Here is a 14,962-nt window from a genome sequence, read left to right as displayed (position 1 = left end):
CGTACCCGCCTCCGCCGGGACGGTGTCACGGGCCGCGCTGTCCGTGCGCACCGGCGAAATCCTCATGTGAGCCCGTATCCGACGCCTCGCCGGGTCTGTATCACCGGCGGTCCCAGCGGTTCGAGCTTGCGCCGCAGATAGCTGATGTACGTCTCCACGACGGTCGACTCGGCGGGGTGCTCGTACTGCCATACGTGGCGCAGGAGTTGCTCCTTGGGCACGATCCGTCCGCCGTTGCGGACCAGGAAGCGCAGCAGGGCGTACTCGGTGGGGGTGAGCTCGACCGTGCGGCCCGCGCGGTGGACGCAGTACGTCGTCTCGTCCAGCTCCAGGTCGCCGTAGCGCAGGGGCGGGCGCTGCGGCAGGACGTCGTCGGGGCGGGTGCGGCGCAGGACGGCCGTGATCCGGGCGACGACCTCGTCGATGTTGAACGGCTTGGTGATGTAGTCGTCGCCGAAGCCGAGCGCGCCCACGATCTCGGCGGGCGCGTCCCGCGCGGTGAGGAAGACGATCGCCAAGTCCGGCTGACGCTCCCGCAGTTCATGGCCGAGCGCCCGGCCGTCGCCGTCCGGCAGCATCACGTCGAGCAGCGCCGCGTCGGGGCGGGTGCGCTCGGCGAGCGTGAGCGCCTGGCGGACGGTGCCCGCGGTCATCACCTCGAAACGGTGGTAGCGCAGGGCGATGGCGAGGACGTCCGCGATGCTCGGCTCGTCCTCGACGACGAGGACGGTGGCTCCCTCGTGAGCGGTCATGTCCCCAGTATCCGTACACCTGCCCCGACATGGGGCGCTCTCGCTTTGGAGTTCCTTGAGAGTCATGTGCGGGCCGTGTCGCCGCGCACGGGGCTCGGTCGATGGTTGCTCCAGGACTTGGGGGACCAACCGACCGACTGAAGGAGCGTTGAGCGTGGCGACATTGGCACGGTGGTGCTATCGGCACCGGCTGGTGGTCCTGTTGCTGTGGGTGGGGGCGCTGTTCGGACTGGGCTTCGCGGCGTCCACCGCGGGCACAGACTACGCGACCGACTTCTCCCTTCCGAACACGGACTCCAAGCGCGCGTACGACCTGATGGAGAAGGCGTTCCCGGACCGCGCGGGGGACACCGACACGGTGGTGTGGAAGGTCGACGGGGGAACGGTCCGCGACCAGTCCGTACGGTCCCGGATCCAGCCCGCGCTCGAAGAGATCGGGAAGATGTCGGGCGTCGGCGGCGTCACCAGCCCGTACTCGGGTGAGCAGGGCGCGACGCAGATCAGCTCCGACGGGAAGATCGCGTACGCCCAGATCACCTTCGCCGACCAGGCCAACACCGTACCCAAGGACCTGGTGCAGAACGTCGTCGACACCGCGCAGAACGCCGAACGTGGCGGTCTCCAGGTCGAGTTGGGCGGTCAGGCGATCCAGAAGGTGCAGGAACCGCCCACCGGTCTCGCCGAGATGATCGGCATCCTGGCCGCGGCGGTCGTCCTGTTCCTCGCCTTCGGATCCCTCTTCGCGATGCTGCTCCCGATCGGCATCGCCATCTTCGGCGTCGGCACCGGTCTGTTCTCCACGCAGCTGATCAGCCATGTCACGTCCGTGCCCGACCTGGCGCCGCTGCTGGCCACGCTGATCGGCCTCGGCGTCGGCATCGACTACGCGCTGTTCATCGTCACCCGGCACCGGCGCGGCATCCTGCGCGGCATGGCGCCGGAGGAGTCGGCGGTCGTCGCCCTCGACACCTCGGGGCGGGCCGTGCTGTTCGCGGGCGGCACGGTGTGCATCGCGCTCGCCGGGATGCTCGTGACGAACCTGCGCTTCCTGGACGGCGTGGTCATCGGCACCTCGCTCACCGTCATCTTCAGCGTGCTCGCGGCGATCACCCTGCTGCCGGCGCTCCTCGGACTCCTCGGCGCCCGGGTGCTCAGCCGCCGCCAGCGGCGCAAGCTGGCCGCCAACGGGCCGGAGAAGCAGTCGACCAGCGGCGCCGCGGCGCGCTGGTCGACGAGTGTCCAGCGGCGTCCGCGGACGATCGCTGTCCTCGCCCTGGCCGTCATGGCGGTTCTCGCCCTGCCCGTTCTCGGACTGCGGCTCGGCGCCACGGACCAGGGCAACGACGACGCCTCGACGACGACCAGGAAGGCGTACGACCTGCTCGCCGAGGGCTTCGGGCCCGGTTTCAACGGCCCCCTTCAGGTGGTCACGTCCGGCGGCGACACCTCCGCGTTGGTGAAGGACATCGGCGACACGGCCGGAGTGGCCCGGGTCGCGGCGCTGCCGCCCGCGCGGGGCGTGACGGTGATCCAGGTGGTGCCGACGACCTCGCCGCAGTCGGAGAAGACCGACCAGCTCATCGACAGACTGCGGGACCGGGTGATCCCGGAAGCGGGGGCGCAGGCGCACGTCGGTGGCGTGACGGCCGTCTCCAAGGACTTCTCGTCCATCACCGGTGACCGGCTGCCCTACTTCGTCGCCACGATCATCGGCCTGGGCTTCCTGCTTCTGATGGTCGCCTTCCGCTCCCTCGTGGTGCCGCTGACGGCCGCGCTGATGAACCTGATCGCGGCAGCCGCGTCGTTCGGCGTACTCGTCGCGATCTTCCAGTGGGGCTGGGGCCTCGACCTGCTCGGCCTCGGCAAGGAGGGTCCGATCAACTCCTTCCTGCCCGTCATCATGCTGTCCCTCCTCTTCGGCCTCTCCATGGACTACCAGGTGTTCCTGGTGAGCCGGATGCACGAGGAGTGGGTGCACACCAAGGACAACGCGCGCGCCGTCCGCGTCGGCCTCGCGGAGACCAGCCGCGTCATCAACTCCGCCGCCCTGATCATGGTCTGCGTCTTCCTGGCCTTCGTCCTGAGCGGCGACTCGGGCGCCGCGATGGCGGGCGTCGGCCTGGCGGCCGCGGTCGCCCTGGACGCGTTCATTCTCCGTACGGCCCTGGTGCCGGCCGCGATGCATCTGCTCGGCAAGTCCAACTGGTGGCTGCCGGCCGGGCTGGAGAAGCGGCTGCCGCATCTGGCGGTGGAGCCGCGCGAATCGGCGCCCGAGGAGGCTGCCCCCGCGGGCGGCGCGACGGTGGTGCACGGCTTCGTCCGCGACCCGGAGGGTGCGCCGGTCGACGGCGCGGTCCTCACCCTGCTCTCCGCCGGCGGCCGCCAGCTGGACCGGGTGACGTCGCTGGCCGACGGCTCGTACATCGTCTCGGTGCCGGGGCCGGGGACGTATCTGCTGGCGGCGACGGCTGACACGTATGGGGCCCGGGCCCGGCATGTGGTCGTGACCGATGAACCACTCGTGTACGACGTGGAGTTGGCGGAGGGGGAGGTGGACGCGGTCAACTGAGGCCGCCAGGGGGACGTCCTTGGGCGGGCGACCCCCTAAGCCTTCTTCTTGGCCGTCTTGGCCGTCTTGGCGGTTTTAACGGTCTTGGCGGTCTTGGCGGTCGTGGCCTTCTTCGCCGGGTCGGGCAGAGCGTTCGTCATCCCCGGCAGGAAGTCCGTGAACAGCTCGTGCACCTCGTGGACCAGGGGCCGCAGGACACGGAAGCGGGCGAGGGAGACGCCGCGCGCGGTGAGGCGTGCGCCGCGCTCGGCGAGCCGGTAGCTGCGCTCGCGCCCCTCGGTCCGGTCGAAGATCCAGTACAGGACGAGGCCCATCTGCGAGAGCCACATCAACTCGGGCAGCGTGTCCCGGAGTTCCTCGGGCACCTTGGTCTTCGCCCCCGCCAGCACCTCCCGGTGGACGCTGATGGCCTCCACGCGCGCGTGCTCCGACTCGGCGGAGAAGGGGCTGAGCGGGCTGTCCGGGTCGGCGGCGTTCTTGAAGAACTGCACCGCGAACTCGTGGTACGGCGTGGCGATGTCCAGCCACACCTTCAGCACCCCGCCCAGCCGGGCCTCCAGGTCCGTCTCGCGGTCCAGTACCTCCCGGATCGCCAGCTGGTGCTCGGTGGCGAGCCGGTCGTAGAAGCCCTGGATCAGGTGCTCCTTGCCGGCGAAGTAGTAGTACGCGTTGCCGACGGAGACCCCGGCCTCCTGGGCGATGGCCCGCATGGTCGTCTTGTCGTAGCCCCGCTCCTGGAACAGCCGGAGCGCCGTCTCCAGGATCAGGGCCCGGGTCTGCTCGCTCTTGGCCGGGCTCTTGGCGGGGGCCGTAGCGGGACTGTCCTGGCCCGGACTGTCCTGACCGGGACCGTCCGGGCCGGGGCCGTCCGGGGCGGGACCGTCCTGAGCGCGGCTGTGGTGAGCGGGACTGTCTTTCGGTGCTGGCACGGGGTCGAGCCTAACGAGTGGAGCAGGTGCCGCTGTCGCAGGCAGGAGGTTGGTACGTCCATCCCGAGCTCGGGTCGTAGACCCAGCCGTCGCCCCGCTGATAGACGCCCCCGCCCCAGCCCTCGCGGGACTGGGTCTCGCGCCACTTGGCCGCGGTGAGCATGGCGCCCTTCGCGAAACGTGCGCCGGCCGGGGTGCTCAGCCGATGGGCGAGCGGCCGGTGTTCGCGCAACGCCCAGAGGGTGACGACCCAGGCGGCGGCCCCGCGGTAGACCTGCCCTCCGTCCCCCACGACGGTGATGTCCTCGAGGGTGGCCCGGTGATCGAGCGAGGGAAAGAGCGCCCGCGCTTCGTCGGACCCGGCGGGTACCAGCCGGAGCGGCACCAGTTGCGGCTGCTTCGCGAGCCAGCCCCGCAGGAAGGTGCACAGCGAGCACTGCGCGTCGTAGAGCACGGTGAGCCCGAGGACCGGGACGCGCACGGCGTCCCGGTCCCGGGTGGCTGCGGCGCCGGCCACCGGACTCACGCCCCGGCCGCGGGTGCGATCCAGTCGGTCGGCGCGACGGGCGGCTGCTGCTCCCGCTCCATCACGCCCCGCCGCCGGATCTTGTTGAGCACGTACACGTTCCCCAGGTGCATGACCCCGAGGACGAGCAGCACCACCCCGAGCTTGGTCGACAGGGCCTCGAAGATCTCGCGGGCGTTGCCGATCTCGTCGTCCTGGTGCAGATAGAGCGCGACGAAGCCCAGGTTGACGAGGTAGAAGCCCACCACCAGCAGGTGGTTGACGGCTTCGGCGAGCTTCTCGTTGCCGTGCAGCACATCGGACAGGAAGATCCGCCCGTTGTGGCTCAGGGTGCGTGCCACCCAGATGGTCAGCGCGATGCTGACCAGCAGATAGATGACGTACGCGACGACTGTGAGGTCCATGTCCCCACCCCTTCTTGAACGCGTTCAAAACGCTGTCAGGAAGGAATGTAGACCTGTGTTTGAACACGTTCAAGTCGGGGGTGGGTGTCTTGGGTCACGTCGCGGGTCACGTCTTGGGTCGCTCTGGACTTACGCCTTGGGCGATGACTTGGGTGACGACATGGGTCACGCCTACGCCCGTGCGGCGCGGCCCAGTTCGGGTCGCTTGCTGTAGTCGGTGAGGCCGATGACGTTGCCCCAGGGGTCGGCGATCTCGACGGTCCACCCGGTGGCGACGGGGAAGGGTTCATCGAGAGGCTGAACGCCCACCGCGGCGAGGGCGTCCGCCGCGGCCCGCGCGTCCCGCACCTCCAGCCACACCCGCGGCGAGGCCCACGGCGGCGGCCGGTGACTCAACTCCTCGTCCAGCCGCAACAGCACGCCGGGCGTCTCCTTGCCCACCTTCAACAGGGCGATCCCGGCCTCGTCGAGCCGGAACGCCACGGGGAAGCCGGCCCGCTCGTAGAAGGTCACGCCCTCGTTGAGGTCCCCGACGGGCAGGAGCACGTTGTCGAAGCCGAGCAGCTCGTATGACACGTCATCTGACATGTCGTCAGGTTAGGTGCGGACCGGAAGAGGACGAGGAGGGACTGACCGCGGGCCGAACATGTGATCACCCGTTGAGGTGAAGCGCCTCTCATTCCCCCTGGGTACGCTGAATCGACAGGCGAGACTCCGTCCCATGGGAGCACTGATGAGCGCCGCATCCGAGAACGGCCTCGACGACGAGTCGGCGTACCGCTGGCCGATCCCGCCCCCCGAGGGCTGGACCGCGGACGACCTAGACCGGATTCCGGGCCTCCCGCCGCACACGGAGTTGATCGACGGGAGTCTCGTTTTCGTGAGTCCGCAGACCGCCTTCCACGGACGTTGCATGCGTCTGCTGGAGAACAGTCTTCTGGAGCAGGCCCCTGACCATCTTGATGTCATGCGGGAGATGGCGATCAAGTTGGACACCAAGAATCGGCCCGAGCCGGACGTCTTGGTCTTCCTGGTGGAGGCGAACACGGGGCCGAAGCAAACCTGGTACAAGCCAGAGGACATCGTCCTCGCTGTCGAAGTAGTCTCACCCGACTCCCGCGAACGCGACCGAGAAGTCAAACCGCGCAAGTACGCCGCCGCCGGAGTCGAACACTTCTGGAGGGTGGAGGAGGACGACGACAAGGGCCTCCCCGTCGTCTACGTCTACGAACTCGACCCGGCCACCAAGTCGTACGGCCTCACGGGCATCTTCCACGACCGCCTCAAGGTCACCGTCCCCTTCGAGATCGAGATCGACCTGACGGCCATCAATCGGCGGCGCGGCGGTTCAGAACCCGCGTAGGAGCCGTTGCGGGGGCCGGCCACAGGGCGTGGCCGGCCCCCGCGTCACACCCTCAGCCGATGGCGAAAAGGGCTCCCTGGCTGCAAGTCTGAGGCCAGAAGCCCATGGCCATGAGCACTGCCAGGAGGGCGGCATGTTCGCCACCTACGCCGACAGCTTCGACGCGGTGTGGGCGGCGGCGACGCTCGTACGAGAGAGGGGCTGACCGTGGCCCGCACCGAGTACTACGACGACCCAGCCGCACCCAAGCCGAACAGCATGGTCGTCGCCGCCTCCAGCGTCGTCACCGACGACCACGGGCGCATCCTCCTCCAGCGCCGGCGTGACAACGACCTGTGGGCGCTGCCCGGTGGCGGCATGGATCTGACTGACTCCCTACCAGGCACGGCCGTCCGCGAGGTCAAGGAGGAGACCGGCTTGGACGTGGAGATCACGGGCCTGGTCGGCACCTACACCGACCCGAAACACATCATTGCCTACACCGACGGCGAGGTTCGCCGCCAGTTCAATGTCTGCTTCACCGCCCGCATCACCGGCGGCCGACTGGAGATCTCCGACGAGTCCACCGAGCTCCGGTTCGTGCCGGCGGAAGAGATCGAGCAGTTGCCGATGCACCACACCCAACGGCTCAGGCTCCAGCACTTCCTGGAACAGCGCGAGAAGCCGTACCTCGGCTAACTGGCTGACGGCAGTAGCTGACAGCAACAACCCCGCACAGCCACGGACACCCACTCACTTCACCGGACCGGCAAACTGCGCTTGACCTGCGAAAAAGCAGGTAGAGAGGTCCGCCAGTACACGTACTATGTGCTGGCGGGCGAAACGCCGATCCTCGTTCACAACAGCGACGCATGCAACATGGTGTCCAAGCCGAACGCGTTGGCACGGGCTACCGGATACTCCGTCAAGCAGATCAAGGAAGCCATTCATCGAGTAAGGGGCAGGGTGGATGGCGCGGAATTCGCGACAACGGGAATCCCGATATGCTCATCGACCCCAATACGGGTGAAGTTCACCCGCAGATGCTCGATGGAACCCCGGGCGACAGCATCGGAAACATTTTTTGACTATCTCCCGGAGGAGCCGTGATCGAAGAGTTGGAGGACCGCTGGACTCTGGGGCTACGGGGAACCCAGGTTTTGACTGTCGCTCAAGAATCGCACCCTTCGGCGTGCATGGTGACCCTCGCTGGCGGGGTGGACCTGACTGTCAACGGGTCAGTGCATCTGACGCGCGGGCCGGTCGCTGCCCCAGGTGCTGCCCCCATCCAGCAATTGGATGAACTGGTGGGTACCACCGTGCTGTCGGCGGTGGCATTCAAGTCTGGCGTACTGCGGATTGTATTCAGCGCGGGGCAGCACATGAATGTTCGGGGAGACAAGCCCGAGGTGACGGTCCGCATTCGAAAGTCGGGCGAATTTGATCATTCATACAAGGGGGGCGTTGGTGCCATGAAAGTCGTCGGCCCTAGCGCTCCATGAAGTCTGGCCAGGTGTGACGGGCTGTCGGCAGCTTGCCGCATGGCTTAGTGGAACGGGCAGGTGTCTCGGTGAGTGAGCTTCTGAGCCGGGGGACGGGAACTGAAAGTTCAGGCACGGCACCCCTATCGGATTCGCGATAGGGAGCAAGACGGATGGGGAGGGGCGCGTGGACCGTCATCGGTGGGGGCGTGTTGTGACGGCGCTGGTAGGGGTGGCGCTCGTGGCGGGGTGCGGAACGACTGGGGAACCCGGCAAGAAGGCTGAGGCTGTGAAGCTCAGTCGTGCGCAATTGGAGTCCGCCGTGCTGGATGCGGAGACTGTGGCCGACTTCGAGTTCTTTGCCATGTCTCGCAAGGAGATTCGCGGGTGGAGGGATCGGTTCGAGGCGCGGCCGACGGCATGTCTGCCCTTGGCTGACGTGAGGTCGATGCGCATGCGGCCTGAGCCTGGTGCAGTGGCCGCGACGACCGGCGTGGCACCGGAAACCGCTGGTGGGGCAAACCCGGTGGTGACCGTCGTGCTCGGAACCTTTGGGGCGGGAGGCGCGGAGGCCGCGTTCAAGCGGCTTCGGGCGGCAGTGCGTGCCTGTGGGGACGGGTTCAGCGCGACGGTTGATACCTCGCCCGTGCCTCAGCGGTATGCGGCGGTTGTGGAACGCGATGCGCCGAAGGGCAGGGGCGCGGCGATCTCGTACGAACTGTCGAGCAGCTTGTGGGGTATCCCGCGTACCCAGACAGTCACCGTGATCAGAAGCGGGTCCACCTTGGTGTACTTCGGCACGACCCCCGAAGCGGAGGACAGCGCGAGCGGTATTCCCGACGCGGTCGTCACGGCCCAGCTCGCCAAGCTGACGAAGGTGCGGCAGCGGGCTGCGGACTAGTAGCGAGCGCCCGGACCGGGCAGACGTATGCCCTCGCGGGCTGCGGCGAGTAGCGGGTTGAGGGTGGTCGCCCGGAGGGTGAGGGTTGTGGTTGGGGTGTCGGATTCGCGGAGATGGATCGTTCCGTCGGGGGTGGACGCGAGTTCGAGGCAGTTGTTTCCCTCGCTGCTGTAGGACGACTTCTGCCAGTGGAGGGTGTGCACTTCGGGCCTTTCAGAGGTCGTTGAGGATCTCGCGGATCAGGTCTCGGGAGGCGGACTCCTTTAGGGCCACCGCTTCGAAGTGGGCCATGAACGTGCGGTATTTCTCCAGTTGGAGGTCCGCATAGAGGAATACGGACCCATGTTCGGCGTCGAGCTGCACGCTGTCCAGCCGGGGGATCGGGCCCTCCGCATACAGGACGCTCTGCCCGGCGCCGGGGAAGACGCCGGCCTCGTACGGGATGACGAGAACGGTCACCTGATCTCGCTCGCTCATCTCGGCAACGTGCTTCAGCTGCTCGCGGGTTACCTCGCGGCCGCCGAAGCGCATCCGCAGGGCGGCCTCGTGGATGATCGCCGTGTACGGGGTCGGGCTGTCCGAGAAGAGGATGCCCTGCCGCTTGATGCGGTGAGTGACGCGGTACTCGATTTCCGGTGGGGACAGCTCGGGGATGGACTGCCGGAAGATCAGGCGGGCGTAGTCGACCGTTTGGAACAGCCCGGGGATGTGCGCGACTTGGGCGGTGCGGACCGCTGTCGCGTGGTGTTCCAGCTCAGCGAGGTCGAGTAGTCCGGCGGGCAGCGTCTCGCGGTACTCGTCCCACCAGTTGCGCCCGCGCCCTGCGGTCATGGCCGCGAGCGCCTCGATGTACGGCTCGTCCGAGCAGCCGTAGCTGTGCGCGAACATGCGGACGCGGTCCACGCTGACGCCGAAGCGTCCGGCCTCGATGGAGCTGATGCGCGCCGCGTTGACGCTGAGCAACTCGCCAGCCTCACGGGAGGTAAGGCCTGCTTGCTCGCGCAGTTTGCGCAGCTCAGCGCCGATGCGCTGCTGTCGTACCGACGCTGTTGGCCTTGGCGGCATGGCACCGTCCTCTCACTCGTAGGGGTAATGGTTTGACGGAAACGGTAGTAACCCTACTCCGAACCGTTTACCTTCGTGTCACGCCAACTACCCAACGTGGCACCGGGATCCCTGGAAGCGCACCGCCCTGCCCGCGCCCCTCGCAACGGCAGGGCGACAGAGCCACCGCCCGTGTCACTTAACTCTCCCATCCAACCCCCGTACCTCAACGAGGAGTTACGATCATGCCCGAAATCGCTCCGAAGGCTCTTGCCGACTTCCCGCTCGACCCTCCCGACGCCGACTGGGAGTACTCCCTCCGGATTCCCCACTCGCCCCTCGGCCCCGGCATCGTCCGCGCCCACGTGCGTGCCGTACTCAGCCGGTACCGCGTACCCGAGGTCGTCCTGGACAGCGTCGAACTCGTCGCCTCCGAGCTGGTCACCAACTCCCTTGCCTGTACGTGGGATCCGGTGGGAGTACGGCTCGGGCGTGAGGGCGGACGGTTACGGCTCAGCGTGTGGGACAGCAATCCGTTTCCGCCGAGGGAGAGTCCGGGGACGGTGGCGGACCTCGACGCCGAGAGTGGGCGTGGGCTCTGGCTGTTGCGGGAGTGCGCCGATGACTGGGGCCACTACCGGATGCTCAACGGGCGTCGCATGAGCGGCGGGAAGGAGGTGTGGGCGGAGTGGCGGGCTTCGTGCGGGTGAGCGGGGTCGGAGCGCTGTCAGATCGCGGCAGGGCTAGGTCAGAGTGGGGCGATCTCGATCCTGCCCGTGAAGCGGCCGCCCACCTGGGCCGCGAGCCACTCGATGCGTGCGGTGTCGTCGTCGCTCGGGACGTGGACGTACACAGTGTGGTCGGTGGACGGTTCGTCCTGGTAGATGTCTCGGGAGTTCAGCGCGAGGGTCAGGTACGCGTACTTCTGGGAGATGTACTCCAGGCCTGCCTCGGGGACTTCGGGCCAGGCGTTCAGGTCCCAGCGGATGGCAGCGGGGCTCGGGCCCAACGCGGCGATGAAGGGTTCGGCCACGTCGAGGGGGTGGCACCAGTCGTTGACCCGGACGGGCAGGCAGGCCGCCGGGTCGTCGCCGGCCTCCGAGGAGCCGTGTTGCTTTCCGGCCTTCGCCCACCATTCGAGGTCGGGGAGTACGTGACGTACCCGCGTCAGGACCTCCGGCGAGTGGATCACGGCCTCGAAGTCGACCTCCGAGTGATGGAGGTCGGCGATGTCCAGGAGGGTGCGTATGGCGCGCAGCGCTTCGGTGAGGTCGGGGGTGGTGAGGACCGCCGCCGCACGGGAGTTGCTCATGCCCGAACCATAAGACGGGAGGGTGGATTCGGGCGCGGTGATCGATTGTCAGTGGTGGCTCGTACTGTCTTCGGCATGGGAATGGTGACGTTCGTCGACGAGACGACCAGTGGGGACCGCGGCGCGGGCTGGGGGATCGAGATCGCTGAGGAGCGGCTCGCGTTGCGTGAGCTGATCCGGCGGCGGGTCTTCCAGGAGGTCGCCGAGTACAACGCGCGTACGCCGGGGGTCTTCCAGGGACTCGTGCAGCCCAGGGACGCCGAGCGTGTGCTGAACGGGTACGCGTTGCGGACGCCTCGGCGGATAGACCCGGAGGTCCAGACCGAGCTGGCGCTCAAGGCTTTCGCCGGTAATGGGTTCCTGGTGCTTGTCGGGGATCGACAAGTGACCGAGCTCGATGAGGAGATCGAGCTGGTGCTGGGGACCGAGGTCACGTTCCTGAAGCTTGTCGCGCTGGTGGGTGGATGATATCGATCGCTCGCTCGCACACGCAGAAGATCCGGAACCAGGTCGACGTGGGCAACATGGGGATGGTCGCCGACGAGGCTCTGAAGGCTGCCGTATCCAACAAGGGCTACTGGGGCGGTGGTTGGACCGAGATCCTCGACATCCTGCGGGGCCTGTCCGTGGAGGAGCGCATGCGCCTCGGCGGCGCCCTGGCCGAACGGTTCCACTCGGTCGGCGAGAAGTCCGAGGCTCGGCGCAACGTGCTGACGCTGCTCGGCATCATTTCCCGCGATCTTCCCGACGACGTGCTGTCCGTGGAGCGGCTTAAGGAACTCGACGCCCTCGGCCGTCAGCACTCCTTCTGGTACGCGGCGCGGCTCGATGTCCTGGCGGAGGCCGAGCTGGCCGCCGGCCGCCCCCTCGCCCCGGCGGTCGTGGCCGTCTTCCGGCGCTCCGCCATGGACGCCTACCGCTCCGACACCCTCCCCGCCCTGGCAAAGCAGCTCACCGATCCCGTTCTCAACGTCGGCGAGGAGTGGGCCGAGCACGCCATGGAGCAGATCACCGGACCGGACGACCCGTGGCACGCCCTGCTCGGCCACGCCACCACGGCCACCGCCTCCAAGCCCACCGCCAAGTGGGACAAGCAGGCCCTCGCCCTCGTCGACACCCTCGGCGCCGACCGTGTCCGCGCGACCGTGCTGCCCTGGCTCGCCCTCGTCGGCCGCCCCCGGACGTTCCCGTTGGACCGCCAGACGTACGAGCCGGACATCAACAACGCCTACGACCCCTACAACGCCAACGCCCTGCGCGGTCTTGCCTGGCTGGTCTCCCTGCTCCCGCCGCATCCCGATACCGCCCGAGCGCTCGGCGTGCTCGTCGAGACCTCCCTCAAGAAGGTCGCGGGACTCGGCCCTCGCAACCCCAAGGTCGCCAACGCCGGGGTCATCGCGCTCTCACGCATCGACAGCGAGTCCGCCCTCGCCGAACTGGCGCGGCTGGCCACCCGGGTGACGTACAAGAACACCGCGAAGCTGCTCGACGGCGCCCTGGAGGCGCGGGCCACCGCCCTCGGGCTGAGCCGCGAGGAGATCGAGGAACTAGCCGTCCCCGCCTACGGCCTCACCGAGGTCGGCCGGGCCGAGCACCGATTCGGGGAGATCACCGCCCTGGTCGAGGTGCAGGGCCCCAGAGTGGTGCTCAGCTGGCGCAACGTCGCCGGGAAGGCCGTCAAGAGCGTCCCCGTCGCCGTGAAGCGCGACCACCCCGACGAGCTCAAGGAGCTCAAGGCCGCGGTCAAGGACATCGACAAGATGCTGTCGGCGCAGAGCGAGCGGCTCGACCGGCAGTTCCTCGCGCGGCGGACCTGGGCGTACGACACCTGGCGCGAGCGTTACCTGGACCATCCGCTGGTCGGCACGCTCGCCCGCCGCCTCCTGTGGACCGTCGACGGTACGCCCGTGGGGTTCGCCGACGGCGAGCTGCGCACCCTCACGGACGACCCGGTGAACTCCGGGGCAGAAGTGGAGCTCTGGCACCCCGTCGGCCGCGAACCCGCCGAGGTCGTCGCCTGGCGCGACTGGCTGGAGCGGCACGCCGTCACCCAGCCGTTCAAGCAGGCCCACCGCGAGGTGTACCTGCTCACCGACGCCGAGCGTACGACGGGCAGTTACTCCAACCGGTTCGCGGCGCACATCCTGCGCCAGCACCAGTTCCACTCCCTCGCCGCAGTCAGGGGCTGGCGCAACAAGCTCCGGCTGTGCGTCGACGACTCGGCGCCGCCGGCCACCCGCGAGCTGCCCCAGTGGGGCCTGCGCGCCGAGTACTGGATCGAGGGCGACGGCGAGCACTACGGCGAGGACACCACCGAGTCCGGCAGCTATCTGCGGCTGCGCACCGACCAGGTGCGGTTCTATCCCATCGACGCTCCGGAGAACTCGGCGCACTGCTACGGCGGCGAGTACAGCATGTGGCTGCGGAACGGGGAGGACCCGGTCGAGCCCCTGCCCCTCACCGAGATCCCGCCCCTCGCCCTCTCCGAAGTCCTGCGTGACGTCGACCTGTTCGTCGGAGTCGCAAGCGTCGGAAACGACCCGACCTGGCAGGACGGCGGCCCCGGCGGCCGCTTCCGGGAGTACTGGACGTCGTACGGCTTCGGCGAGCTGAATCAGAGCGCCGAGACGCGGCGCGTGCTCCTCGACCGCCTGATACCCCGGCTTGCGATAGCCGACCGCTGCACGCTCGAAGGACGCTTCCTGCACGTCAAGGGCGAGCGTCACACGTACAAGATCCACCTCGGCTCGGGCAACATCCTGATGAGCCCGAACGACCAGTACCTGTGCATCGTGCCGAAGGCGAGCGGCGGCGTGCCGGGGGCCGGTTATCTGCCGTTCGAGGGGGATCGAATGCTGGCTGTGATCCTGAGCAAGGCGATGATGCTGGCGGCCGACACGAAGATCACGGACCCGACGATTCTGAGTCAGCTGTGATCAGGAGGTCTGCTTCGGGCGACCTGCTTCGAGGATCTCGGCTACGTCGAGGGTGACCTTGGCGCCGAGGGAGTCGGGGAGAGTGACGACCTCGCCGGGGGCGTGGATGCGGTGGGTGGCGTACTCGTCCCGCGTCGGCTCGGTGAGGACGTGGAGGCGCTGATGCTTGCGGTCGACGATCACGTAGATCGGGATCTTGGCGTTGGCGTACGCGGTGACCTTGGTTTGCAGGTCGGCTTTCCAGTTGTTGGAGGTGACCTCAAGGACGAGGCGGAAGGGAGCCGGCTCGTAGCAGTTGTTCTCGACGTAATGCTCTTCAGCGTCGGTGTCGACGACTACGAGGTCGGGGATGGCGTAATCCTCGGTGCCGCTGGGCAGCCACAAGCCGATGCCCTGGAGCACCTCCGCCTCGTCTCCGTCGACGCCGGCTGTGTTGAAGGGGCGCATGAGCCGGGTCAGCGCGCGGGAGTGGGGAGCGTCCCGGGGCGGGGACGCGAGGATCTGGCCTCCGATGATCTCGAAGCGGTAGCCCGGGTTGCGGTCCATGAGACGGTTCGCCTCGGCGATCAGCGGACGGTCGCCGTGGGGCCGTTCCGCGGATGCTGCGGACATCACGTGCCTCCTCTGGGCTGTTGTCGAGAGCATCATCGTCGGCCGGACATCCCCCAGGAGTCGTGATCGATCCGCGTCACCCGATCGTGGCCCGGTACGCGAGTGGGCCCCGCTCCCAAGGGGAAACGGGGCCCACAGCGACGTACAGCCAAGA

The 14,962-nt window shown here is 68.0% G+C and carries 17 protein-coding genes; 8 read left to right on the top strand and 9 right to left on the bottom strand.

The genetic code is table 11. The features are described 5' to 3' along the window. Nucleotides 1-62 precede the first annotated feature (62 nt). On the bottom strand, nucleotides 63-752 hold the full coding sequence (locus tag OIC96_RS18025; protein ID WP_330306841.1) for a response regulator transcription factor: 690 nt from the start codon (nucleotides 750-752) through the stop codon (nucleotides 63-65). A gap of 163 nt (nucleotides 753-915) precedes the next feature. On the opposite strand from OIC96_RS18025, the gene OIC96_RS18020 reads away from it, so the two are divergent. Beyond that, nucleotides 916-3,321, top strand: a complete 2,406-nt coding sequence (locus OIC96_RS18020) for an MMPL family transporter (RefSeq protein ID WP_330310263.1) — start codon at nucleotides 916-918, stop codon at nucleotides 3,319-3,321. A gap of 35 nt (nucleotides 3,322-3,356) precedes the next feature. Here the strand turns inward: OIC96_RS18020 and OIC96_RS18015 are convergent, their stop codons facing one another. The 4 genes from OIC96_RS18015 to OIC96_RS18000 all read right to left on the bottom strand — a co-directional run bounded on the left by OIC96_RS18015 (nucleotide 3,357) and on the right by OIC96_RS18000 (nucleotide 5,768). Further along, a complete protein-coding gene (locus tag OIC96_RS18015) occupies nucleotides 3,357-4,250 on the bottom strand; it encodes a TetR/AcrR family transcriptional regulator (RefSeq protein WP_406502022.1) in 894 nt (297 codons plus the stop codon). 10 nt (nucleotides 4,251-4,260) lie between these two features. Then, on the bottom strand, nucleotides 4,261-4,767 hold the full coding sequence (locus tag OIC96_RS18010; protein ID WP_330306842.1) for a thiol-disulfide oxidoreductase DCC family protein: 507 nt from the start codon (nucleotides 4,765-4,767) through the stop codon (nucleotides 4,261-4,263). A gap of 5 nt (nucleotides 4,768-4,772) precedes the next feature. After that, the gene (locus OIC96_RS18005; protein ID WP_330306843.1) at nucleotides 4,773-5,180 is read right to left on the bottom strand and encodes a hypothetical protein; all 408 of its coding nucleotides are present in this window, start codon (nucleotides 5,178-5,180) and stop codon (nucleotides 4,773-4,775) included. Between the two features lie 171 nt (nucleotides 5,181-5,351). After that, nucleotides 5,352-5,768, bottom strand: a complete 417-nt coding sequence (locus OIC96_RS18000) for a VOC family protein (RefSeq protein WP_330306844.1) — start codon at nucleotides 5,766-5,768, stop codon at nucleotides 5,352-5,354. Between the two features lie 145 nt (nucleotides 5,769-5,913). On the opposite strand from OIC96_RS18000, the gene OIC96_RS17995 reads away from it, so the two are divergent. The 4 genes from OIC96_RS17995 (at nucleotide 5,914) to OIC96_RS17980 (ending at nucleotide 8,904) form a co-directional block, all read left to right on the top strand. After that, complete coding sequence (locus tag OIC96_RS17995) at nucleotides 5,914-6,543, top strand: Uma2 family endonuclease (RefSeq protein WP_330306845.1); 630 nt, start codon at nucleotides 5,914-5,916, stop codon at nucleotides 6,541-6,543. A gap of 207 nt (nucleotides 6,544-6,750) precedes the next feature. Continuing rightward, nucleotides 6,751-7,221, top strand: a complete 471-nt coding sequence (locus OIC96_RS17990) for an NUDIX domain-containing protein (RefSeq protein WP_330306846.1) — start codon at nucleotides 6,751-6,753, stop codon at nucleotides 7,219-7,221. Between the two features lie 407 nt (nucleotides 7,222-7,628). After that, entirely contained in the window at nucleotides 7,629-8,024 is a 396-nt protein-coding gene (locus OIC96_RS17985; protein ID WP_330306847.1) for a DUF6188 family protein, read from the top strand. Between the two features lie 268 nt (nucleotides 8,025-8,292). Next, complete coding sequence (locus tag OIC96_RS17980; protein ID WP_330306848.1) at nucleotides 8,293-8,904, top strand: hypothetical protein; 612 nt, start codon at nucleotides 8,293-8,295, stop codon at nucleotides 8,902-8,904. Here OIC96_RS17980 and OIC96_RS17975 read toward each other — a convergent pair. Together OIC96_RS17975 and OIC96_RS17970 are read right to left on the bottom strand one after the other, a co-directional pair. Continuing rightward, entirely contained in the window at nucleotides 8,901-9,107 is a 207-nt protein-coding gene (locus OIC96_RS17975) for a DUF397 domain-containing protein (RefSeq protein WP_330306849.1), read from the bottom strand. The two genes, OIC96_RS17980 and OIC96_RS17975, sit on opposite strands and share 4 nt — an antisense overlap. Nucleotides 9,108-9,117: 10 nt before the next feature. Further along, nucleotides 9,118-9,969 (bottom strand): helix-turn-helix domain-containing protein, encoded by an 852-nt coding sequence (locus tag OIC96_RS17970; protein WP_330306850.1) that lies wholly within the window; start codon nucleotides 9,967-9,969, stop codon nucleotides 9,118-9,120. 224 nt (nucleotides 9,970-10,193) lie between these two features. Between OIC96_RS17970 and OIC96_RS17965 the strand changes: the two genes are divergently transcribed. Then, complete coding sequence (locus OIC96_RS17965; RefSeq protein ID WP_330306851.1) at nucleotides 10,194-10,658, top strand: ATP-binding protein; 465 nt, start codon at nucleotides 10,194-10,196, stop codon at nucleotides 10,656-10,658. Between the two features lie 38 nt (nucleotides 10,659-10,696). Here OIC96_RS17965 and OIC96_RS17960 read toward each other — a convergent pair whose 3' ends face one another. Then, nucleotides 10,697-11,260 (bottom strand): hypothetical protein, encoded by a 564-nt coding sequence (locus OIC96_RS17960; protein ID WP_330306852.1) that lies wholly within the window; start codon nucleotides 11,258-11,260, stop codon nucleotides 10,697-10,699. Between the two features lie 75 nt (nucleotides 11,261-11,335). On the opposite strand from OIC96_RS17960, the gene OIC96_RS17955 reads away from it, so the two are divergent. Beyond that, nucleotides 11,336-11,728 carry a hypothetical protein gene (locus OIC96_RS17955; protein WP_330306853.1) on the top strand — a complete coding sequence of 131 codons (393 nt, stop codon included), beginning with the start codon at nucleotides 11,336-11,338 and terminating at the stop codon, nucleotides 11,726-11,728. Further along, complete coding sequence (locus OIC96_RS17950; RefSeq protein WP_330306854.1) at nucleotides 11,725-14,196, top strand: DUF4132 domain-containing protein; 2,472 nt, start codon at nucleotides 11,725-11,727, stop codon at nucleotides 14,194-14,196. Before OIC96_RS17955 ends, OIC96_RS17950 begins: the two co-directional genes overlap by 4 nt. Here OIC96_RS17950 and OIC96_RS17945 read toward each other — a convergent pair whose 3' ends face one another. Next, complete coding sequence (locus tag OIC96_RS17945; protein WP_330306855.1) at nucleotides 14,197-14,808, bottom strand: Uma2 family endonuclease; 612 nt, start codon at nucleotides 14,806-14,808, stop codon at nucleotides 14,197-14,199. Nucleotides 14,809-14,962: the final 154 nt, after the last annotated feature.

The organism is Streptomyces sp. NBC_00775, from assembly GCF_036347135.1.
Lineage (GTDB): Bacteria > Actinomycetota > Actinomycetes > Streptomycetales > Streptomycetaceae > Streptomyces > Streptomyces lutosisoli.
The sequence above is the reverse complement of the archived record's forward strand: the minus strand, read 5'-3'. Positions and strand labels throughout refer to the sequence as shown.

Coding starts and splice junctions, on each gene's coding strand:
- OIC96_RS18025 (WP_330306841.1), bottom strand. CDS start 752: ATGACCGCTCACGAGGGAGCCACCGTCCTCGTCGTCGAGGACGAGCCG.
- OIC96_RS18005 (WP_330306843.1), bottom strand. CDS start 5,180: ATGGACCTCACAGTCGTCGCGTACGTCATCTATCTGCTGGTCAGCATC.
- OIC96_RS17955 (WP_330306853.1), top strand. CDS start 11,336: ATGGGAATGGTGACGTTCGTCGACGAGACGACCAGTGGGGACCGCGGC.
- OIC96_RS17945 (WP_330306855.1), bottom strand. CDS start 14,808: ATGTCCGCAGCATCCGCGGAACGGCCCCACGGCGACCGTCCGCTGATC.
- OIC96_RS17950 (WP_330306854.1), top strand. CDS start 11,725: ATGATATCGATCGCTCGCTCGCACACGCAGAAGATCCGGAACCAGGTC.
- OIC96_RS18000 (WP_330306844.1), bottom strand. CDS start 5,768: ATGTCAGATGACGTGTCATACGAGCTGCTCGGCTTCGACAACGTGCTC.
- OIC96_RS17965 (WP_330306851.1), top strand. CDS start 10,194: ATGCCCGAAATCGCTCCGAAGGCTCTTGCCGACTTCCCGCTCGACCCT.
- OIC96_RS17970 (WP_330306850.1), bottom strand. CDS start 9,969: ATGCCGCCAAGGCCAACAGCGTCGGTACGACAGCAGCGCATCGGCGCT.
- OIC96_RS17960 (WP_330306852.1), bottom strand. CDS start 11,260: ATGAGCAACTCCCGTGCGGCGGCGGTCCTCACCACCCCCGACCTCACC.
- OIC96_RS17995 (WP_330306845.1), top strand. CDS start 5,914: ATGAGCGCCGCATCCGAGAACGGCCTCGACGACGAGTCGGCGTACCGC.